This is a genomic window from Serratia sp. NA_13 (assembly GCF_052691735.1).
This window is the reverse complement of the sequence record NZ_JBQZFV010000001.1, coordinates 118,805-139,203: the sequence shown is the minus strand read 5'-3', so window position 1 is coordinate 139,203 and position 20,399 is coordinate 118,805. Positions and strand designations below refer to the sequence as shown.

Sequence of the window (20,399 nt, the reverse complement as noted above, 5' to 3'; positions counted from 1 at the left end):
GCATGAACAGGCGTCATTATAATGACGCCATCGGTAAATGCCACGTTAACCGTAGATCAACTTGCCGTTACAGTGACATATTTCGCACTATCACACTGTTCCAACTGCGCGCAAAGCCCCGCCACCACTGATTCCAGGCCCCTTTCGTCCTGTTCGTCGAAACGTTGATAAACTGTGCTGTCGATATCGAGAACGCCGATAATCTGACCGCAAACGTTGAGCGGCAGCACAATTTCTGCATTACTGGCTGCGTCACAGGCGATATGACCAGGGAATTCATGAACATCGCCAACGCGCTGCACGCGATTTTCCGCCACTGCGCTGCCACACACACCTTTGCCAACCGGAATACGCACACAGGCTATTTTCCCCTGGAATGGCCCCAGCACCAGTTGAGCGCTGTCCATCAGGTAAAAGCCGACCCAGTTAACGTCGTCAAGGCGCTCGTTGATCAGCGCACTGGCGTTGGACAACGCGGCGATAAAGTGGGTTTCCCCGTCGAGCAGAGCGCCCAAATCACGTTTTAATTCCGCGTAGAATTGTTCTTTTGTCATGTGTTAACCATTAATACAGTGAAGAAGGCCACTAGCCCAAGTCTTAAGCCCTATAAAATAAGCATTAAATGCGTATAGCCACAAGGTTAATCATCTGTTGCTTCACAAAACCCTACCGGGCAAGGTATGTTTGCCGCTCAGAAACCCTGTTTTGCCGCCCGGTGCTTGGCCCTATAAGGCACGGACAGATTTATTTTTCAGCTACGCTAACTGATACGGCGAGCTCTGGGGCAGTTTTTTGTCATGATGAAAATACACGCGATCACCGGCCCGCTATCCAAAGCACGCCACCAGCGCTGTTGCGAATGCGACCTGCTGTTTGTGTTACCGCCACTAAGCAACAAACAGGCGGCCTACTGCCCGCGCTGCGATGCCAAGGTGGTCAGTGGCCGTGACTGGTCGATGACCCGGCTGACCGCCATTGCGGTCACTATGCTGCTGTTGATGCCCTTCGCTTTCAGCCAGCCGCTGATCAGCATCCGCCTGCTGGGGGTGCGCATTGACGCCAGCCTGCTCGAAGGCATCTGGCAGATGAGCCACCAGGGGGATCCTCTCACCGCTAGCATGGTAGCGTTTTGCACTATTGGCGCCCCACTGACGCTGGCGTTGTCGCTGCTGTATCTGCGTTTCGGCCACGCACTGGGCATGAACCTGCGCCCGGTGCTGCTAATGCTCGATCGCTTGAAAGAGTGGGTGATGCTCGATATTTACCTGATCGGCATGGCGGTGGCGACCATCAAAGTGAAAGAATATGCCGATATCCAGGCCGGCAGTGCGCTGATCGCTTACCTAGTGCTCACCCTGCTCAGCATCCTGACGCTGATCCACGTCAACCTGGAGCAGCTATGGGAACGCTATTATCCGCAGGAACAACCGAAAGGCCTGCCAACGGCACTGCATATCTGTCTGTCCTGCCATTTCACCGGCTATCCAAACCAACGTGGGCGTTGTCCGCGCTGCCATATTCCGATGTGTCACCGGCAGCCCTATAGTCTGCAAAAAACCTGGGCGGCACTGATTGCGGCGATGATTTTACTGATCCCCGCCAACCTGATGCCGATCTCCATCATTTATGCCAATGGCGCACGAATGGAAGACACCATCTTCTCCGGAGTGGTTTCGTTGGCAACTTCCGGCAATGTGCCGATCGCCGCCATCGTGTTCATTGCCAGCGTACTGGTGCCCTTTACCAAGGTCATTGTGCTGATCACCTTGCTGCTGAGTATTCATTTCAAGACCTCGCACAGCCTAAGAACGCGTATTCGCCTGCTGCGCCTGGTCACCTGGATCGGCCGTTGGTCAATGCTCGATCTGTTTGTTATTTCGTTAATGATGTCGCTGGTGAATCGCGACCAATTGTTATCTTTTACTATGGGGCCGGCAGCCTTTTATTTTGGGTCTGCGGTTATTTTAACTATTCTTGCCGTAGAGTGGCTGGATAGCCGATTGATTTGGGATGCACATGCAACAGGAAACGCCGAATACACCGACTGAAGCGCGGGTCAAAAACAAGCGCCGTATTTCGCCATTCTGGTTACTGCCGTTTATCGCCCTGCTGATCGCGGGGTGGCTGGTTTATAACAATCTCCAGGAACGCGGTACCACGGTGACCATTGATTTCCAGTCCGCGGCGGGCATTGTCGCCGGGCGTACCCCGGTACGTTATCAAGGGGTGGAAGTGGGCACCGTACAGAGCATCAGCCTGAGCAAAGACCTACGCAGCATTGTGGTCGAAGTCAGCATCAAGAGCGACCTGGAAGACTCCCTGCGCGACGGCACCCAGTTTTGGCTGGTCACGCCCAAGGCCTCGCTGGCAGGCGTGTCTGGCCTGGATGCGCTGGTGGGCGGCAACTATATCGGCATGATGCCGGGCAGCGGGCAGCCGAAGACCCACTTCACCGCACTCGATACCCAACCCAAGTATCGGCTGAACACCGGTGAACTGATGATTCATCTGCACGCTGACGATCTCGGCTCGCTCAACACCGGTTCGCTGGTGTATTACCGCAAGATCCCCGTTGGCAAGGTGTATGACTACACCATCGCCGAAGGCAATAAAGGCGTCACTATCGACGTACTGATTGACCGCCGCTTTGCCAATCTGGTGAAGGGCAGCAGCCGTTTTTGGAACGTCTCGGGCTTCAAGGGTGATTTCAGCCTGGGGGGTGCCTCGGTGCAGATGGAAAGCCTGGCCGCTCTGGTCAACGGCGCCATTGCCTTTGACTCACCGCCTGACGGCCAGCAGGCCAAGGCTGACCAAAGCTATACCCTGTATCCGGATCTTGCACACAGCCAGCGCGGCGTGAACATTACTCTGGACCTGCCGAGCGGCAATAACCTGAGTGAAAACCGCACACCGCTGATTTATCAGGGATTACAGGTGGGTACCCTGACCAAGCTGACCCTGCAACAGGACAGTAAGGTCACCGGTGAACTGACCATCGACCCGTCGGTGGTGGATTTAATGCGCAGCGGCACGAGGATTGTAATGCGCAGCCCACGCCTGAGCCTTAACGACGCCAAATTCAGCCAGTTGCTGACCGGCAATACGCTGGAACTGGTACCGGGCGAGGGCGAACCGCAACAGCATTTCAACGTGCTGGACAGCAGTGAAACCCTGCTGCAACAACCGGGCGTGCTGACCGTAACGCTGAACGCACCGCAAAGCTACGGAATCGACGTTGGCCAACCACTGGTGGTGCATGGCGTTAAGGTCGGTCAGGTGATGAGTCGCGCCCTGACGGACAACGGCGTGGTATTTACGGCTGCCGTCGACGCCCAATATCGCCGCCTGCTGCACAAAGACAGCAAGTTCGTGGTCAACAGCCGCGTCGACGTCAAACTGGGCCTGGACGGCATGGAAGTGCTGGGGGCCAGCGCACAAGAATGGCTGGACGGCGGCGTGCGTATCATCCCCGGCAGCAAGGGCGAGCCTGTCGGGCAGTATCCGCTGTATGGCAATAGTGAAAAGGCCGAGGCCGGTATCATCGGCAACAGCCCTGCGCCAACCCTGACGCTGACCGCCGTCAGCCTGCCGGACGTACAGGCCGGATCGGTAGTGCTGTACCGTAAATTCCAGGTGGGCGAGATTGTTAACGTGCGTCCAAAGGCCAACGAATTTGAAGTTGATGTTTATATCAGCCCGGAATACCGCAAGCTGCTGACCAGTGAAAGCATCTTCTGGGCCGAAGGCGGTGCCAAGGTACAACTGAACGGTAGCGGTCTGACCGTGCAGGCTTCACCACTCAACCGTGCGCTGAAAGGGGCTATCAGTTTCGATAATCTGCAAGGCGTTACGCTGAGCAAAGGTGCCAAACGCCTGCTGTACGCCACAGAAACCGCCGCCCGCGCTGTGGGCAGCCAGATTATCCTGAAGACCTATGACGCCAGCAAGCTGTCGCCAGGCATGCCACTGCGTTACCTCGGCATCGATATCGGCCAGGTAGATTCGCTAAAATTGGCACCAGAGCGTAATGAAGTCCTGGTCAAGGCAGTGCTGTATCCAGAATACGTGCAGACCTTCGCCCGTTTTGGCAGCCGGTTCTCCATAGTATCGCCGGAGATTTCTGCCGCTGGGGTCAGCAATCTCGACACCCTGTTGCAGCCCTACATTAACGTGGAGCCAGGCCGTGGGCGCGAGCTGCGCAGCTTTGAACTGCAAGAGGCTACGATTACCGACTCGCGCTACCAGGACGGCCTGAGCGTGATCCTCGACGCAGCCGAAACCGGCTCGTTGCAAATTGGGACTCCGGTTCTGTTCCGTGGAGTCGAAGTGGGCATCGTGACAGGCTTCTATCTGGGTGCCATGTCCGATCGTATCCACGTCGCGCTGCGCATCAGCAAGAAGTACCAATATCTGGTGCGTAACAACAGCGTGTTCTGGCTGGCCTCCGGCTACAACCTGCAGTTCGGTCTGACCGGTGGGGTAATCAAGAGCGGAACCTTCCAGCAGTTTATTCGCGGTGGCATTGCTTTTGCCACTCCACCGAGTATTCCGTTGGCACCGAAAGCGACGCCACACAAGCACTTTATGCTGAATGCGGAAGAGCCCAAAGACTGGCGTGAATGGGGTACCGCCATCCCTAAAGAGTAAATTCCTCACTCTCTAAGGGGCCCGGCAATGCCGGGCCCCTGCTGTTGATGACAAACACCCGAAAAACGTGGTTTTCGGATGTTTGGGAAAAATCAGAAGACATCATCCTTTGTTTTATTCCCCCCCGGTCAAAGCTTTTAACCGTAAAGGTCTATGTCAGCAATCTGAGGGGCCCGCAATGCTTGGCCCCTACTGTTTCCAGCTTTGTGGTAAACTCTCGCCCTTATTTTGATTGCTGCCAGAGAGCTCACCCCGTGGCCAAACCTACCTGCGTTTTTTTACCGCCCGCCTTTCTCGAAGCGACGCGCGCCATCATGCCCGCCAATCTGTCGATGGACGATTTCATTGCCGCCTGCCAACGCCCACTGCGCCGCAGCCTGCGGGTTAATACCCTGAAGATCAGCGTTGCCGATTTTCAAACGCTGGTGCAGGACTATGACTGGCAGCTGGAGCCCATTCCCTGGTGTGCGGAAGGCTTTTGGATCGAACGCAAGGACGAAGAGCTGCGGCTGGGCAGCGCGGCGGAACACCTGAGCGGCCTGTTTTATATTCAGGAAGCCAGTTCAATGCTGCCGGTCAGTGCGCTGTTCGCCGGCGGCGACGCGCCACGCCGGGTGCTGGACGTTGCCGCAGCACCGGGTTCCAAAACCACCCAGATTGCGGCATTGATGAACAACCGGGGAGGGATTGTCGCCAATGAATACTCCGCCAGTCGGGTCAAGGTGTTGCACGCCAACATCAGCCGCTGCGGCGTGAAGAATGTGGCCCTGACCCACTTTGACGGCCGGGTATTCGGTGCGGCGTTGCCGGAAAGCTTCGACGCCATTTTGCTCGATGCCCCCTGCTCCGGTGAAGGCGTGGTACGTAAAGATCCGGACGCCATGAGCAACTGGTCGCCGACAAGCGTTACCGCCATCGCCGACACCCAGCGTGAACTGATCGACAGTGCCTTCCATGCTCTGGCTCCAGGCGGCGTATTGGTCTACTCCACCTGCACGCTCAATGCACAGGAAAACCAGCAAATCGTCAACGAACTGCTGGCAACCTACGGCGATGCGGTCAGCATTGAACCGCTGGGTGACCTGTTCCCCGGCGCTAAACAGGCGTTAACGGCCGAAGGCTTTTTGCACGTGTTCCCGCAAATCTACGACAGCGAAGGCTTCTTCGTGGCACGCTTGCGCAAGCACCATTCCGTCACCCCACTGGCGAAACCGAACTATAAGCTGGGCAAATTCCCGTTCACCCCGCTATCCGGCAAGGACTCGGCTGAGATAACTCAGGCCGCAGCGGCTTCCGGCCTGGCCTGGGATGAAACCAGCCGTCTGTGGGCTCGTGATAAAGAAATCTGGCTGTTCCCTGCCGAACTGGAAGCGCTGGCTAATAAAATTCGCTTCTCCCGTATCGGGCTGAAACTGGCCGAGCGTTTCACCAAAGGCTACCGCTGGCAGCACGAGGCGGTTATCGCACTGGCAGTCGCCGATGGCAAACAGCGTTTTGAACTGGATGCCACGCTGGCGCAAGAGTGGTTCCACGGCCGGGATTTGTACCCGGAGCCGCCACCGCAAACCGATGAATGTATTGTCACTTACCAGCAACAACCGCTGGGCATCGCCAAACGCATCGGTAACCGGATCAAAAACAACCTGCCGCGCGAATTGGTTCGTGACGGCGCGTTGGATTTCCATCAGTAATCTCCTGTCACTGGCCGGAACATCCCGGCCAGTTAATACCGCTAATAATATTCCGACAGGAGAATATTATTATTCTAATCATTTTCCCCTCAGGGTATTCTCGTCATTTCCATTGAGAAGATAACGACACCTTTCAAAATAAAGAAATTTTTCAGCCTTTCACCAAGACAATTCCGAATTCTTATTCTATTAATTAAACTGTAAATAAATTAATGCGTTTATCCTTTTCTGGATGGCGTCTTTTGGGGCTCATCTTTAACACGGCAAGGAAAAAGACATGAAAAAAATACTGATGGCATTGACCTCGGCAGCCACCTTGCTGTGCGCAAGTGGCGCAGCCAACGCAGCGGGCACTATTCAGGGTAACCTCGGGGTAACCTTAACCATCGGCGCCGGTTGCGTGGTCGGTGGCGGGAACAGTGCGGGGAGCGCCAACGACTTTGGCGCCATTAGCTTCGGTACCTATTCTTCCCTGTCCAACATTATCGACGCCAGCGCAACCGGTTCCGGCGGTGCAGGTACCCTGTCACTGACCTGTACCACAGGTACCGCCTACACCGTGGCATTAAACGACGGTTTGCATGTAGGTGCCGGTAACCAGCGCCAAATGGCCAGTACGGCGGGTGCCTTGATCAAGTACAACCTCTACCAGGATCAGGCCCGCTCTACCGCCTGGGCCAGCGGTGCCAACGCCCTGACCGGCACTGGCACCGGCGCAGCGGTTCCATTGATTGTCTACGGACGTGTCCCGGCAGCGGCCACCACGCCCGACCCTGATACCTACAACGATACGGTGACCATGACGGTAACTTGGTAACAGTGCGGCAGGTTGTTTTGGGCTGTGGATTGCTGGCGTTAAGCCTGGCGGTAAATGCCGATAGCAAAACCGCCACTATTGGCGTCAGCGCCACCTTGTTGAAGGCATGCGAAGCCGGCAGCAGTTCGGGCGGCAATGTCAGCTTTGGCTCACTGGACTTCGGTACGGTCTATTTCCTCACGACCAGTGTCAGCGTGGCTGGCCAGCAAAACGCCGGGGCCATTCGCGTCAAATGCAATAACGGCACCAGCTACAATGTCCTGCTTAACGGTGGCCAAAGCGGCAACACCGCTGCCCGCTATCTGAAAAGTGCCGCTGGCCAGCAAGTGAACTACAACCTGTATACCAACAGTTCGCACAGCATCATCTGGGATAACCTGACCGGGGTGTCGCAAACCGCCAACGGTCAGGATAACTGGTTACCGGTGTACGGCATGATCCCGGTGCAATCCACTCCGCGGATCGGCAGCTACACCGATACCGTGCAGGTCACCATCAATTGGTAATGGCTATGCGTATTTTAAGCGCTGGTTTGCTGCTCTGGATGATAACGCCGCCAGTCATGGGCGACACCGGCGTCAACGATCAGCAAAAGACCCAGGCAATGACCGTCAATGCGACGGTGGTTAAAGGCTGCATCCTGGGTAACAGCAGCAGCGACGTCACCACTTTCGGCAACCTCAGTTTTGGTCAGGTCTCTTCGTTAGCCAACAACATCAGCATTGTTTCCAGCTACGGGGCCGGTTCCGTGCTATTTCGCTGTAATCCTGGTCTGAGCGTCACGCTGGCGCTTGGTATCGGCAACAACGTTACCGGCTCCATCTCAGCCGGACGCAAATTAAAAAACACCCTGACCCCAGAAACCCTGATGTATCAACTCTATCAGGACAGTAACTATTCCACCATTTGGGGTGATGGTACCAACGGCGGCAGCTCTGAGATTGTTGCTGCGACCGGTAGCACCCAGGAAATAAAAGTTTATGCCCGTTTGTTCTCGACCAGTACCCTGCCCAGCAGTGGCACTTACAGCGATACGGTCTTACTGACGGTCACTTATTAGCATTTTAAAATAAGGATTTAGCCATGCGTATACCCTTCCGACTGCCATTGACGGCAGCGCTGCTGATTGTAGGCCAACAACAGGCGCTTGCCGCCGCCTCGATTCTGATTTGGCCCATTGACCCGGTAATTGAAGATCAACAGCCCGCAACGGCGCTGTGGCTGGAAAACCGCGACACTAAACCCGTCTACATGCAAGTTCGCGTACTCGGCTGGAAACAAACCGCCGGCAAAGATGATTACAGCAACCAGAGCGAAGTGATCGCCAGCCCGCCCGTTGCCTCTATTGCCCCAGGCAAACGCCAATTGATTCGGCTGGTTAAGCAAACCCCGCCGCCTGCCGGCCAGGAACATGCCTACCGTATTCTGATTGATGAAGTCCCGGTGAAAGATCCAGGTAACCCATCCGCACCAGATGGCGCACAAATGGGATTGAAATTCCAGATGCGCTATTCGGTACCGCTGTTTGTCAGCGGCAAGGGTGTCTGGACCAAGCAGGATTCAGAGAAGCCGCGCGATTATGCCACCGCCAGCCAACCGCAACTCAGCTATCGGCTGTTGCAGCAAAGCAGCCAGCGCTGGCTGGAGGTACGTAACCAAGGCACGGTACACGCGCGCATATCCAAAGTATCGATGCAGGGGAAAACGCTCAATGCCGGCCTGATGGGTTACGTGTTGCCCGGTTCGCAGATGCGTTTTGCCGTACCGGCCTCTGGCAGCTTCAGCAGCGGTCAACTGCGAGCCACGGTCAACGACAATAAACAGCCAATAGCCCTGCCTGCTTACTGAGTGTCAGGTGCAAACCAGGATACCGTCACCCAGGCGTAACGGGTTCGGGCTCAAACCGTTAGCCTTCGCCGTACTCTGCGCAGTGGCCACGCCGTGGTCACCGTACGCCTGCGCCGATGATTTACCGCCCCCACCTAGCGCCATCAGCATGCCGGATACCACCTTGTATCTGGAGCCGGTGGTTAATGGTCGCCAGACCGGAAAAGTGGTACCGGTCAACTACCGAGGCGGCCACTATTACCTTACGCCGCAGCAATTGCTCGATGCCGGCCTGCCGGTGGTGGATAAACAGGCGAAAGAAATTGCGGTCGACCAATTGGAAAAAGTTGACGTCACCTACAGCGGCGACACCCAGCAGTTGATGATCAACGTCCCCAACGACTGGTTACCCAATCAGAAATTCAACGCTCAAAACCCGCTGGATCGTCTGCCGGCACAAAGCAGCCTCGGTCTGCTGTTCAATTATGATATTTATGCCAGCCAAAGCAGCGCCAACGGCCAGCCAGGCTATCTTTCTGCCTGGAGTGAGCAGCGGCTGTTCGACGGCTTTGGGGTGGTGTCCAACACCGGTATTTTCCGCGGCAGCTTTAACAACGGTGCCAACAACAGTGACCCGGGCAACCGCTATATCCGCTACGACAGCCAGTGGCGCTATAACGATGATGAACGCCTGCTCAGCTATACCGCCGGCGATCTCGCCACCGGCGCCCTGACCTGGGGCAGCTCGGTGCGCATCGGTGGCGTCCAGTTGGCACGTAACTTTGCCTCGCGCCCGGATCTTATCACCTATCCGCTACCGCAGTTTTCCGGCCAGGCGGCGCTGCCCAGCAGCGTCGATCTGTATATCAACAGCTATAAAAACAGCAGCACCAGCGTTAACCCCGGCCCTTTCACACTCAATACCGTGCCCTACATTAACGGCGCCGGACAGGCCACGGTGGTGACTACCGACGCGTTGGGCCGCCAGGTCAGCACCGTGGTGCCGTTTTATGTTGCCAGTAATCTGTTGCAGGCCGGCATGAGCGATTTCAGCCTTTCCAGTGGGGCATTACGGCGAAACTATGGTATTAATTCAGCCGATTATGGGCAGTGGGTGGCCAGTGGTAGTGGGCGTTACGGTGTCACTGACTGGTTAACCCTGGAAGGCCGAGCCGAAGGAGCCGCAGAGTTGGCAGTAGGCGGCGCAGGTGCCAATATTCGTGTTGGCCAGTGGGGCGTATTCAATGCTTCTTACAGCTACAGTCAGGCCGGCGACAATGCTTTTAACGATTATCAACCTTCGCAACAACGCAACGACTACGATCCGCTGACGGGTCAACCCATCCCTCAGCCCGACACGCAGCCGGTCTATCAATACAGCACCAACCATGGCGATCAGAGCAGCATCGGTTACACCTACAGCAATCGCTATTACAGCCTGAATGCCCAGCGCATTCTGCGCAGTGCGGGCTTTGGCGATATTTCGGTGTATAAAAGCGACTATCGCCTGAGCCGCCGTACCGATCAACTGACCGGCAGTATTGGTCTGAACCGATTTGGTAGCATCGGTGCCGGCTATTTCGATGTACGCGATGCCATTGGCCTGCGCACTCGACTGGTTAACTTCTCTTACAGCATTTCACTGTGGCGCAATACCAGCCTGTATGCGTCAGTAAACCGTGAAATCGGCAGCAGCGGCTACAGCGCCCAACTGCAACTGTCTATCCCTTTTGACAGTTGGGGTACCGCCAGCGTCAGCGCCTCACGTGACAATGAAAACCGCTGGAGCCAGCGCGTCAGCTACAGCCGCGCCGCACCGACCGACGGCGGTTTGGGCTGGAACCTGGCCTATGCCGACGGGCAAAGCAGCGAAAGCTATACCCAGGCCGATATCACCTGGCGCACCCACCTGCTCGAAGCCCGCGGCGGGATGTATGGCAACAGCGATGATTACACCCGTTGGGGCGAAGTGAGTGGTTCGCTGGTGGCGATGCAAGGCGATCTGTACGCCACCAACACCATCAACGATGCCTTTGCTCTGATCTCTACCGACGGCTACCCGGACATTCCGGTGCGCTATGAAAATCAGTTAATCGGCGTGACCAACGCCAAAGGCTATCTGCTGGTGCCGACCGTCACCTCCTATTACCACGCCAAATTCCAAATCGATCCGCTCAATCTGCCGGCAGACGTGGCGGTTCCCAGCGTGGAAAAAACCGTGGCAATTCGCGATCACAGCGGTTTCCTGGTCGATTTTCCGGTCCAGCAGATCTCCGCCGCCGACGTCAAATTGGTGGATGCGCAGGGGAAACCGCTGGCCAACGGCAGCGAAGTCGCAGTTATCGGTAGCAAGCAGCAAAGCTATGTCGGCTGGGATGGCATGGTCTATGTGGACCCGGTACAACGGCAAAACCGTCTGAGCGTCATTCCGGCCAACGGCAGCGCCCCCTGCCAGGCGCAATTTGGCCTGACCAAAACCCAGGGGATCCAAAGCATCGGCCCCATTGTCTGCCAGTAATTCATGATGGAGAAAAATATGATTAGTGGATCCAAAGCGTTATTACTGGCGCTGCTGCTCATCGGCCAACAAGCGCTGGCCGACTGCGTTACCACCAACGGCAGCGTCACCTTGCCAGGCAGCAGTACTTTTGCGGTTTATAATGGCTCGCTCAGCGCACAGGGCACTGCCGGACTCAACTGCAGCGGTCTTGGCCTGTCATTGCTGACGCAAAATACCGTGACGGTAAAAATAAACTCCACCACACACAATATGGCGCTGGCAAATACCGACGGTTCCGGCGATACCATTCCCTACCTGATTTACCCCGATGCGAATTACCAATATCCCTATAGCGTCGGGCAAACCATCGATTACAGTTCGTTGAACCTGCTGACGCTGATCCTTATCTCCCCAAACGTCAACTTTCCGCTGTATATCAAGACCACCGCCGGGGCCAACGTCCGTTCCGGCACCTATACCGATACCGTCAATCTGGTATGGAACTACCATATTTGCGGCCTGGGTCTAATTGGGTTGTGTATTTGGTGGGATGGCACCAATAAACCCAGTACCGTAACAATTAGCCTGACGCTCACCAAAGACTGTCTGTTTGGCACCGCGCAAAACGTCAACTTTGGCAGCATGGCGCTGGTCGGGCAGTATAACCCGGTGAACCAGAGCATCACCCTCACCTGCACCAAAACTGAGGGCTACAACACTTACTTTACCGACGGCAATAACCCGGTGACCGGCTGGCGACGCATGAAAAGCGGCACCAGCAACTATATGCAGTACCAAATTTACCTGCCCAACAGCACCACGGTATGGAACAGCACCAACAAACAAGCCGGGGCGGGTACCGGGCTTGCACAAAGCATTCCTTACCTGGCGCGAATCAACCCGGCGCAAACCGAAGTCCCGGTAGGTACCTATCAGGACAACATCAGTTTTGTGGTGGAGTATTAAGCGCAGCCGCTAGCCACGGCTCGCCAATGTTGCCAGTTTGTATTTTTTATGTGGCATTTTTTGCTCATTTGACTATGCTGATGATGACGGCCTCAACTGGTCACACCTCATACCAGAAGATCATGCAAGGAGTTCCAATGGGCAAAACCGTGGTAAAAATAGGCAGTTTCGAGGTTGATGATGCGCATTTGTCCTCCTCGCCCGAGCAGGACAGCACGCTAGCGATCCCTTGCAAGTCAGATCCCGATCTGTGCATGCAGCTGGACGGTTGGGATGAGCACACCAGCATCCCGGCCATACTCGATGGCAAACAGTCGCTGCTGTATAAGCAACATTACGATCGGCAAAGCGATGCCTGGGTGATGCGTTTAGAATGAAAGATGAAAAACTGAAGAACGCGCTGTGCCCCCTCAGGAACACGGCGCGTTTTTTTATGTGATAGCAATACCACGGCCGGCGAAGAAACGACCAAAGCTGCTCAGCGGCAAAGTCACCTGTTGGCGTGTACCCGGGCTGTCACCGGAAGGATTGTGGAAGGTCACACCATCCCCCTCAGCCGCGGTGACCAACACCAGATGGCCGCCCCGTTGCGGTGGCGTCTGCTCGGGCCGGCGAATGCCGGGATGTACCGAGGCGATAAAATAACGCCGCTGTGCCAGTAACTGCGGCAACGTTGCTACTTCGATACCGACCCGTACCTCGGCCTCCAGCAAAAACTGCTCACGCACATAGTCGACAAATGGGGCGTAGATCAGCCCTTTGATACGCTCACCTTCACGCACGTAAGCGCCGTACGGCAGACTGCGGCGTGCCAGTTCAAGCAGCGACGGCGCATCTCCGTCTCGATGGGTCAGCACCATTTTCAGGCAGGCCATACCACAGACGTGATTGGCCCACTCGATATATTCCGCCCGATCGCGTGCGCCACTGAGCGCCCAGTTGGCATCGTCCGCCAACGTCGCTCGACCAGCAATCAACGCAGTCGCCAGTTCGGGCGTCGCCCATTGACAGACGTAAGGGACAGGGGAGGTCAAATCAGAAAGTCTCTGCCACTTTGAAATTCATCAGCACCAGCGTCATATCCGGTGAGAACAGCTCATATTCTTCGAAGAAGCTCTGCAGTTCTTTGCGCCAGTAGGCCAGGGAACGATCACCCTCACCTTCAGCAAAAGCATGGGCTTCATCGACCTGATCGTAGGTTTTCATTTCTACCGACGTCAGCTCTACCGCACACACCGGGTTGCCTTTACCATCAACCACCACAAACACATCACCGGCCAGCGGGATGCCTTCACCGTCAAGATTGGCACAGGTGGCCGTTTTGGTACCGTTGAGGATCAGCTTGACTACCTCATCGGCCTGTTGCTCGGTGTTGCCAAACGCCCAACGTTCGGTATTTTCGTATTTCTTCGGAATTTCGTTCGCCATTGCCATACCTTATTGAATGAATCATTGTGCAGACAGAATAGTACAACGTATTCCCCGCTGCCTGCACCTGCCGAATTCACCCTCAATCTTCTATTCCAACAGCTTTACAGGCTATTTACTGTAAATTCCTGTGCCTATGTCGGGACAACAGGCATACTGTGAACGCAATTCACTCCATAGCTATCAGCCAGGCGGCAAAATGAAGCATGACGACCAAAATTCCGATGACACTTTCAGCGCCTTGTTAAAGGTGCTGGCAGTGGTGGTGATTGCTATCTTTATTATTGCCGTCTGGTATTTCAGCTGATCGGCAAAACAGGAGGTCACATTGGCAACCAAACGCATGCGTACCAAGCACTGGAAAATGTTTTTGATACTGTTGCTGATCTGTCTCGCCCTGCTGTTATTGCGCTGGGCGGCGATAGTCTTTGGCTAATGGCAGGCAGCAAAACAGATGGCAAAACGAAACGGCAACGGGGTACAGATCGCCTTACTGCTACTGGCGCTGGTTTTTTTGGTCTGCGGTATATTGATGCTCACCACTGAGTTGGGTCATCAGGTACTCGAAGATATCGAAGATATTCTCGAGTAATGTCAGTCCGGCCGGACACTGACTCCCCCCTTATCCCCGTTCCCGCTCTGCGGGTTGTTTGGTTTCCGGCTCCAGCAGCTCACGCAAATAGGCAATCCGCGCCTCCCCTTGCGGCAACCACAGACGACACAGCCAATGTGGCACTTCTGCCGGCTGGCTACGGCGATGGTACTTAGCCAGTTGTTCAATCAGTTTCATCATTCACCCTCCACAGTTTCGACACTGTCAGTATTGGGTGAAAAAACCAGAAGAAATACTGATGGGTTGTTTTTTATGCTTCCTGTTTTAATATTGTGCGATCGGTGCGGTGGCGAACACCTGGCTCAACTGCTACATTGACCAAAAATCAGCCAGCCGAGGTAAGCGATGATGTTCTCGGAGCAGGAGATAAAACCGGTGTGGGATGAAGTGGCACGCTTGATTGGCGACAGCGTGATGCAGTTACGCCATCGTGGCGAGGTTTTATCGGTAGAAACGTTAGCAAAACACCTGGCCCAGCAACTGGCCGACTGTCACGATATTGAACGCCGGATCCTGATTGGTGCCGCGATCAACATGCTGAAAGATGGAAAATGAATCGCCAACCGAAAAGGTTGGCGATTCTGCAGAAGCCCGAGGTATGCAAGCCCGGCCTTCTGTGAGCAATTATGTCAGGCTAACATGACGGAATTAATAGGAATTGTCGGGTTTTTCCTCATAATACCGATTTTTTATTGCCATCTGACCTCAGGCCAGCACGAAATCACTGGTTCCCAGCGGCTGCCCCACCACTTTTACCAGAAAATCGCTAGCGTCAAACCCGCCGCCCATATTGATGGCTAAATCGCTGACGTGCGCCTGCGCGTCGTAGCTCAGCATTGCCTCACCAGCCTTGCCGCTGAACTGACTGACAAATTCGATACCATTATTGCTGCCGGTGTTAAACAGCGACAGATCAATTTTATCCTCACCACTGACAAAATCGACGATCCAGTCCGGCGCATCAACGCGTGACTCGTTGGCAGCGAAATAAACGAAAGTATCTTTGCCCCCATTACCAAACAGATGATCCGACTCGCCACCACCGTACAGAATGTCGTCCCCGGCACCGCCCAGCAAAATGTTATTGGTGTGATTACCGATCAGCACATCGTTTCCGGCACCGCCAAAAGCGTTTTCGATAGTCACGCCGGCAACAATAGAAACGTTCCCCTTCAGCCCCCCCACGTCGGAGAAAGATTGCTCGTTAAGGTTAATACGCTGATTTTGGCTAAAGCCGGAGAAATCGAAGGTATCGGTGCCACCGGCATCCCAGGCGCTAAACACGATTTTATCCTTAGCGCCTGTGGCAGTGAGGAAATCGCGATCGGTGTTGGAGTTAAAACCGTAGGTCGTATCCCCGCTGCGGGTGGTCATGTTGGCACCATAGAAATGCTGGATGGCGGTAATGTCATTTAACAAGGGTGCGGAAGAGTATGCGCCCTGGAAATCCTGGCCCGTGCTGCTTTCGCTGAAATAGCTCATCACACTGTGGGCGCGACTGTCTTCAAAGTAGGTCGCGTCCTTGTTGTAAGTGATACTCACCCCTGGAGCGGCATTGTAATCCCCAGGGTGCTGCACCCCCAGCGCGTGGCCAATTTCATGGGTTAACGTCTGACGGCCATATTCATTTTCGTTAATCAGGTTATTGGCGAATACATTATTTTTGGCGTTATACCAAGTCTGCCCCGCCACCGAGGCAGAAGTATCCGGATTATAAGCGAAAGCATAAGAATCGCGCGAGCTAACATCGAACAGGCCAAATTTAATATTGGCGCTTTGGGTATCGCTGGTTTCGGTAAAGGTGATATTGGCAACATCTGACCAGGATTGCAGTGAGAGTTTCGCCTGCTCGCGCTGCTGCTGATTAAAGCTTCTGAACCCACTAATCGCCATGCTCGACATATTGCCCGGTGCCTGTTCCCAAAAGCTGTAACTCAGGTTAACCGCGGTGTCGGTCACGCCTTTGTCGTGCCAGCTCCGGTCACCGCGGATCAGTTCCAGCCCGGCATTCTCAAAGCTTTTTGAGGGATGAATCACCTTCAGCAACGGATCGCTATCGGGTTTATAAGCGCCCTGCAGGACCAAGACGCTGATAGCTTCAGCGGAGGCGTTAGCCGATTGATTATTTGATGACATACCTGTATCTCCATATTTGTCATTTCAGTGTGCCGAAGGCGTCACTGACGGATGGCCTTAATGGCCGTGGTCCGGTGCTGGATAAATACGGGGATCTCGGTAATGCGGCTGGTGCTCTCCATGAGCACTCTTAATGAGCACGATAATCCCTTAAATAAAAGAATAGCCACTTTTTATTAAAATACAGAATTATCTGATAAAAATAATCTCGTCGATTTCAAACCTTTTTGAGTACTTATTATTAGTCAGTAGCAAAATAAAAAACCGGGGTACTTCACCCCGGCATTCATAATTTAATCCGGCCTCAGATTAACCAACCCAACAATAGCGTGGCGCCAATCACGGTCGACGCGCCGCCGATGCGCGTGGCTATTTGCGCGAACGGCATTAACCCCATACGGTTGGACGCGGAAAGGATCGCCACGTCACCGGTCCCACCTAACCCACTGTGGCAGCAGGTAACGATGGCCGCTTCAACCGGGTACATTTTCAGGTAAGGCGCAATCAGGAAGCTCACCAGCCCCATCGACAGCACCACCGAACCGCAGACCACCACATAGCCTACCGAGAACACCGCCACCACGCTTTCCAACGGTACGTACAGCATGCCCAGGCCAATCATCAGCGGCCACACCAGCGCGGTTGAAACAAACTTATAAAAACTGTGCGCACCGGTTTCCATTGAAGTTGGGATCACCCGGCAATATTTGCACAGTACCGCAAACAGAATCATCAGCACCGGGCCGGGAATATGGACGATGTGTTCGAACAACCCACCAACGATAAAGAACGCGCAAATCACCAGCAGCCCGCCGCCCATCAGCTGAAAATCAACGTTGCCACTGCTTTCCTTGATAGCAAACACCGCGTTATCCTGCGCCGAACGGATCAGCATGCCGTCACCGCTCAGCGCCTTGCGCTTCATCCCCAGGCGGGCCAATACGCCAGCTGCCACAATGGCGAAGATATTGCCCAATACCGCCGCCGGTGCCAGTTGGGCCACGTACACATCCGGCGTCGATCCAAGAATCGCTGAGTATGCCAGCGACAACGGCAATATGCCCTCGCCGATACCGCCACCGATAATTGGCACAATGATAAAGAAGAAGGTGTGATAGAAGGTAAAACCAAACAGCTTGCCCACCAGCAACCCGGTCACCACCGCCGTCACCGTGCCGACCACCAAAGGCACGAACATACGGATCATGCCCTGGATCAGGATCACCCGATTCATGCCGAGAATGCTGCCAACCACCAGGCTGGCGATAACAAAATACAGTAGGTTGGCGTCTTTCATCAGCAGATGGACAGTACCCATCACGTTCGGCTGGAAGAAATTAAAATAGACCAGTACCGAAGGCACCATCAGACACAGGATGGCCGGGCCACCGATATCACGCAGCACCGGAATGCTTTTGCCTAAATGCGCCAATGCGAAACCCAGCGTCATAATTACCGCCAGGCCACCGATCATATTCTTGGGTAAAAAATTGGCATAGGCCGACATAGTGACAATGGCACAAATGGTGATAAACAACGCCACCGGCACGGCGCCAATATTCATTTGTCGGATTTGGTTAATCAACCCTGATGAATCAGGCGGCAACGCCTCTTTCTCACAGGCCATTTCTGCATTTATCTGTTTCATCGTTCACCCTGCTGACAAGTGTTCAGTACGGAGCGGATCGCCCAACGTTTTATGAAAAAATTTAAACGGTTAAAAAGCTTTTCCATCATAAACACGCTGAGATATTTTATTATTTATAATGAATGAAAATAGTAGACAGCCATGACGATATGATAAAAAATAAAAACACAAAACTAAATTCCGCCTGATTAATCCAATATTGTGAGCTTACACAAATGTTGGTTTTAATTAATTATCGTCAGCGTTTTGTAATTAAAATAATCAGGTTTGAATTCGCTGCTATGCTATAGGTGGAAGTAAAAATCTGTACGTTTATTAATGAGAACCGGAGCGGTAATTAGCTGAATCCGGTCAGCTGTACCCGAACCTGCTTCTACACGCGGCACCGTGCAGAAAACAGGCAATAATATATGCCCCATGGCTTTCAGATTGTCGCCACCAGGGCGACAGGCCGAAGCCTGCAGGCATAGAACTAATAAGGAAGTAGGATATGTCTTCAATCGCGATTACCCCACAAGCACTGGCCCGTTACGGCATCCATCAGGCTACCGAAATCGTCCATAATCCAAGCTACGAGCAACTGTTTACCGAAGAAACCTGTGCCGACCTGCCGGTACTGGAACGCGGTACGCTGACCCAGCTGGGTGCGGTCAACGTCGATACCGGTGAATTCACCGGCCGTTCACCGAAAGATAAATACATCGTACGTGACGACACCACGCGCGATACCGTCTGGTGGTCCGATAGCGGCACCGGCAAAAACGATAACCAACCGCTGTCGCCAGAAGTCTGGCAGCATCTGAAAAAGCTGGTGGGTAACCAGCTTTCCGGCAAGCGTCTGTTTGTGGTGGACGCCTTCTGCGGCGCCAATGCCGACACTCGCCTGAAGGTTCGCTTCATTACCGAAGTGGCCTGGCAGGCGCACTTTGTCAAAAACATGTTTATCCGCCCAACAGATGAAGAACTGCAGAATTTCGAACCGGACTTCGTGGTGATGAACGGGGCCAAATGCACCAACCCGGACTGGCAACAGCAGGGGCTGCATTCAGAAAACTTCGTTGCCTTTAACCTGACCGAGCGTATCCAACTGATCGGCGGCACCTGGTACGGCGGCGAGATGAAGAAAGGCCTGTTCTCGATCATGAACTACCTGCTGCCGTTGCAGGGTATTGCCTCGATGCACTGCTCGGCTAACGTCGGCGAGCAAGGCGACGTGGCGGTGTTCTTCGGCCTGTCCGGCACCGGCAAAACCACCCTCTCCACCGATCCGAAGCGCCAGCTGATCGGCGATGACGAGCACGGCTGGGACGACGACGGCGTGTTCAATTTTGAAGGTGGCTGCTACGCCAAGACCATCAAGCTGTCGCCGCAGGCGGAGCCGGAAATCTATCAGGCGATCCGCCGCGATGCGCTGCTGGAAAACGTTACCGTGCTGGCCGACGGCTGCATCGACTTCGACGACGCCAGCAAAACCGAGAACACCCGCGTCTCCTATCCGATTTATCACATTGAGAACATCGTCAAACCGGTGTCCAAAGCCGGCCATGCGCGCAAGATCATCTTCCTGACCGCCGACGCCTTCGGCGTACTGCCGCCGGTCTCACGCCTAACGCCTGAGCAGACCCAGTACCACTTCCTGTCCGGCTTCACCGCCAAGCTGGCCGGCACCGAGCGCGGCATCACCGCCCCGACGCCGACCTTCTCCGCCTGCTTCGGCGCCGCGTTCCTGACGCTTCACCCGACGCAGTACGCCGAAGTGCTGGTGAAACGCATGAAAGCGGCCGGAGCGCAGGCCTATCTGGTGAATACCGGTTGGAACGGCAGCGGCAAACGTATCTCGATCAAAGATACGCGCGGCATCATCGACGCCATTTTAAACGGTGAGATTGAACATGCCGAAACTTTTACCCTGCCGATCTTTGGCCTGGAAATCCCGACCGCGCTGCCGGGGGTTGCTCCGTCGATTCTCGATCCGCGCAAAACCTATGCCGACGAATCTCTGTGGCAAGAGAAAGCGCAGGATCTGGCGCAGCGCTTTATCGATAACTTTGCCAAATACACCGTGACGCCGGCGGGTGAAAAGCTGGTCAGCGCCGGTCCCAAACTCTAAGACTGAAAGGGGGGAG

General features: G+C 54.7%; 21 protein-coding genes. 14 read left to right on the top strand and 7 right to left on the bottom strand.

Annotated elements, in window-relative coordinates; genetic code table 11:
• Positions 1-56 precede the first annotated feature (56 nt).
• A complete protein-coding gene (locus ACUTSU_RS00620; protein WP_445650997.1) occupies positions 57-554 on the bottom strand; it encodes a GAF domain-containing protein in 498 nt (165 codons plus the stop codon).
• 246 nt (positions 555-800) lie between these two features.
• Between ACUTSU_RS00620 and yebS the strand changes: the two genes are divergently transcribed.
• The 7 genes from yebS to ACUTSU_RS00585 all read left to right on the top strand — a co-directional run bounded on the left by yebS (position 801) and on the right by ACUTSU_RS00585 (position 9,003).
• Complete coding sequence (yebS, locus tag ACUTSU_RS00615; RefSeq protein WP_445651149.1) at positions 801-2,048, top strand: membrane integrity lipid transport subunit YebS; 1,248 nt, start codon at positions 801-803, stop codon at positions 2,046-2,048.
• Positions 2,017-4,647, top strand: coding sequence for an MlaD family protein (locus tag ACUTSU_RS00610; RefSeq protein ID WP_445650996.1), 2,631 nt, complete (start codon positions 2,017-2,019; stop codon positions 4,645-4,647). Before yebS ends, ACUTSU_RS00610 begins: the two co-directional genes overlap by 32 nt.
• A gap of 254 nt (positions 4,648-4,901) precedes the next feature.
• A complete protein-coding gene (gene rsmF / locus ACUTSU_RS00605; protein ID WP_445650995.1) occupies positions 4,902-6,338 on the top strand; it encodes a 16S rRNA (cytosine(1407)-C(5))-methyltransferase RsmF in 1,437 nt (478 codons plus the stop codon).
• Positions 6,339-6,615: 277 nt separating this feature from the next.
• Positions 6,616-7,155, top strand: coding sequence for a Csu type fimbrial protein (locus tag ACUTSU_RS00600; RefSeq protein WP_445650994.1), 540 nt, complete (start codon positions 6,616-6,618; stop codon positions 7,153-7,155).
• 2 nt (positions 7,156-7,157) lie between these two features.
• Positions 7,158-7,661 (top strand): Csu type fimbrial protein, encoded by a 504-nt coding sequence (locus ACUTSU_RS00595; protein ID WP_445653627.1) that lies wholly within the window; start codon positions 7,158-7,160, stop codon positions 7,659-7,661.
• A gap of 5 nt (positions 7,662-7,666) precedes the next feature.
• Positions 7,667-8,215 carry a Csu type fimbrial protein gene (locus tag ACUTSU_RS00590; RefSeq protein WP_445653626.1) on the top strand — a complete coding sequence of 183 codons (549 nt, stop codon included), beginning with the start codon at positions 7,667-7,669 and terminating at the stop codon, positions 8,213-8,215.
• Between the two features lie 23 nt (positions 8,216-8,238).
• Positions 8,239-9,003, top strand: a complete 765-nt coding sequence (locus ACUTSU_RS00585; RefSeq protein WP_445653625.1) for a fimbrial biogenesis chaperone — start codon at positions 8,239-8,241, stop codon at positions 9,001-9,003.
• Between the two features lie 3 nt (positions 9,004-9,006).
• Here ACUTSU_RS00585 and ACUTSU_RS00580 read toward each other — a convergent pair whose 3' ends face one another.
• Positions 9,007-9,153 (bottom strand): hypothetical protein, encoded by a 147-nt coding sequence (locus ACUTSU_RS00580; protein ID WP_167796638.1) that lies wholly within the window; start codon positions 9,151-9,153, stop codon positions 9,007-9,009.
• On the opposite strand from ACUTSU_RS00580, the gene ACUTSU_RS00575 reads away from it, so the two are divergent.
• From ACUTSU_RS00575 to ACUTSU_RS00565, 3 genes are all read left to right on the top strand, one after another.
• Positions 9,152-11,500: a fimbria/pilus outer membrane usher protein gene (locus tag ACUTSU_RS00575; RefSeq protein WP_445653624.1), complete on the top strand. Its 2,349-nt coding sequence runs from the start codon at positions 9,152-9,154 to the stop codon at positions 11,498-11,500. The genes ACUTSU_RS00580 and ACUTSU_RS00575 overlap by 2 nt on opposite strands.
• 18 nt (positions 11,501-11,518) lie before the next feature.
• The gene (locus ACUTSU_RS00570) at positions 11,519-12,448 is read left to right on the top strand and encodes a Csu type fimbrial protein (protein ID WP_445650990.1); all 930 of its coding nucleotides are present in this window, start codon (positions 11,519-11,521) and stop codon (positions 12,446-12,448) included.
• Positions 12,449-12,585: 137 nt separating this feature from the next.
• Positions 12,586-12,825 carry a YebV family protein gene (locus tag ACUTSU_RS00565; protein ID WP_445650989.1) on the top strand — a complete coding sequence of 80 codons (240 nt, stop codon included), beginning with the start codon at positions 12,586-12,588 and terminating at the stop codon, positions 12,823-12,825.
• Between the two features lie 54 nt (positions 12,826-12,879).
• Here the strand turns inward: ACUTSU_RS00565 and ACUTSU_RS00560 are convergent, their stop codons facing one another.
• Positions 12,880-13,482 carry a C39 family peptidase gene (locus ACUTSU_RS00560; protein WP_445650988.1) on the bottom strand — a complete coding sequence of 201 codons (603 nt, stop codon included), beginning with the start codon at positions 13,480-13,482 and terminating at the stop codon, positions 12,880-12,882.
• A 1-nt stretch (position 13,483) separates the two neighbouring features.
• Positions 13,484-13,876 carry an ASCH domain-containing protein gene (locus ACUTSU_RS00555; RefSeq protein ID WP_012144842.1) on the bottom strand — a complete coding sequence of 131 codons (393 nt, stop codon included), beginning with the start codon at positions 13,874-13,876 and terminating at the stop codon, positions 13,484-13,486.
• Positions 13,877-14,204: 328 nt separating this feature from the next.
• Here ACUTSU_RS00555 and yniD point away from each other — a divergent pair, with 328 nt between their 5' ends.
• Both yniD and ACUTSU_RS00545 read left to right on the top strand, forming a co-directional pair.
• Complete coding sequence (gene yniD, locus ACUTSU_RS00550) at positions 14,205-14,312, top strand: small membrane protein YniD (RefSeq protein WP_012144841.1); 108 nt, start codon at positions 14,205-14,207, stop codon at positions 14,310-14,312.
• A gap of 18 nt (positions 14,313-14,330) precedes the next feature.
• On the top strand, positions 14,331-14,468 hold the full coding sequence (locus ACUTSU_RS00545; RefSeq protein ID WP_445653623.1) for a hypothetical protein: 138 nt from the start codon (positions 14,331-14,333) through the stop codon (positions 14,466-14,468).
• A gap of 30 nt (positions 14,469-14,498) precedes the next feature.
• On the opposite strand, the gene ACUTSU_RS00540 is transcribed toward ACUTSU_RS00545, so the two are convergent.
• Complete coding sequence (locus ACUTSU_RS00540; protein WP_445651157.1) at positions 14,499-14,669, bottom strand: hypothetical protein; 171 nt, start codon at positions 14,667-14,669, stop codon at positions 14,499-14,501.
• Positions 14,670-14,834: 165 nt separating this feature from the next.
• On the opposite strand from ACUTSU_RS00540, the gene ACUTSU_RS00535 reads away from it, so the two are divergent.
• Positions 14,835-15,044 carry a hypothetical protein gene (locus tag ACUTSU_RS00535; protein ID WP_085116409.1) on the top strand — a complete coding sequence of 70 codons (210 nt, stop codon included), beginning with the start codon at positions 14,835-14,837 and terminating at the stop codon, positions 15,042-15,044.
• Between the two features lie 150 nt (positions 15,045-15,194).
• On the opposite strand, the gene ACUTSU_RS00530 is transcribed toward ACUTSU_RS00535, so the two are convergent.
• Both ACUTSU_RS00530 and ACUTSU_RS00525 read right to left on the bottom strand, forming a co-directional pair.
• Entirely contained in the window at positions 15,195-16,625 is a 1,431-nt protein-coding gene (locus ACUTSU_RS00530) for a serralysin family metalloprotease (protein WP_445653622.1), read from the bottom strand.
• 304 nt (positions 16,626-16,929) lie between these two features.
• The gene (locus ACUTSU_RS00525; RefSeq protein ID WP_445650983.1) at positions 16,930-18,273 is read right to left on the bottom strand and encodes a 2-hydroxycarboxylate transporter family protein; all 1,344 of its coding nucleotides are present in this window, start codon (positions 18,271-18,273) and stop codon (positions 16,930-16,932) included.
• A 490-nt stretch (positions 18,274-18,763) separates the two neighbouring features.
• Between ACUTSU_RS00525 and pckA the strand changes: the two genes are divergently transcribed.
• A complete protein-coding gene (gene pckA, locus ACUTSU_RS00520) occupies positions 18,764-20,383 on the top strand; it encodes a phosphoenolpyruvate carboxykinase (ATP) (RefSeq protein ID WP_445653621.1) in 1,620 nt (539 codons plus the stop codon).
• Positions 20,384-20,399 lie beyond the last annotated feature (16 nt).

Coding starts and splice junctions, on each gene's coding strand:
- ACUTSU_RS00585 (WP_445653625.1), top strand. CDS start 8,239: ATGCGTATACCCTTCCGACTGCCATTGACGGCAGCGCTGCTGATTGTA.
- ACUTSU_RS00575 (WP_445653624.1), top strand. CDS start 9,152: ATGCCGGATACCACCTTGTATCTGGAGCCGGTGGTTAATGGTCGCCAG.
- ACUTSU_RS00545 (WP_445653623.1), top strand. CDS start 14,331: ATGGCAAAACGAAACGGCAACGGGGTACAGATCGCCTTACTGCTACTG.
- ACUTSU_RS00590 (WP_445653626.1), top strand. CDS start 7,667: ATGCGTATTTTAAGCGCTGGTTTGCTGCTCTGGATGATAACGCCGCCA.
- ACUTSU_RS00610 (WP_445650996.1), top strand. CDS start 2,017: ATGCAACAGGAAACGCCGAATACACCGACTGAAGCGCGGGTCAAAAAC.
- ACUTSU_RS00525 (WP_445650983.1), bottom strand. CDS start 18,273: ATGAAACAGATAAATGCAGAAATGGCCTGTGAGAAAGAGGCGTTGCCG.
- ACUTSU_RS00565 (WP_445650989.1), top strand. CDS start 12,586: ATGGGCAAAACCGTGGTAAAAATAGGCAGTTTCGAGGTTGATGATGCG.
- ACUTSU_RS00535 (WP_085116409.1), top strand. CDS start 14,835: ATGATGTTCTCGGAGCAGGAGATAAAACCGGTGTGGGATGAAGTGGCA.
- ACUTSU_RS00600 (WP_445650994.1), top strand. CDS start 6,616: ATGAAAAAAATACTGATGGCATTGACCTCGGCAGCCACCTTGCTGTGC.
- ACUTSU_RS00620 (WP_445650997.1), bottom strand. CDS start 554: ATGACAAAAGAACAATTCTACGCGGAATTAAAACGTGATTTGGGCGCT.
- ACUTSU_RS00570 (WP_445650990.1), top strand. CDS start 11,519: ATGATTAGTGGATCCAAAGCGTTATTACTGGCGCTGCTGCTCATCGGC.
- ACUTSU_RS00530 (WP_445653622.1), bottom strand. CDS start 16,625: ATGTCATCAAATAATCAATCGGCTAACGCCTCCGCTGAAGCTATCAGC.
- ACUTSU_RS00580 (WP_167796638.1), bottom strand. CDS start 9,153: ATGCTGATGGCGCTAGGTGGGGGCGGTAAATCATCGGCGCAGGCGTAC.
- ACUTSU_RS00555 (WP_012144842.1), bottom strand. CDS start 13,876: ATGGCGAACGAAATTCCGAAGAAATACGAAAATACCGAACGTTGGGCG.
- ACUTSU_RS00540 (WP_445651157.1), bottom strand. CDS start 14,669: ATGATGAAACTGATTGAACAACTGGCTAAGTACCATCGCCGTAGCCAG.
- pckA (WP_445653621.1), top strand. CDS start 18,764: ATGTCTTCAATCGCGATTACCCCACAAGCACTGGCCCGTTACGGCATC.
- yebS (WP_445651149.1), top strand. CDS start 801: ATGAAAATACACGCGATCACCGGCCCGCTATCCAAAGCACGCCACCAG.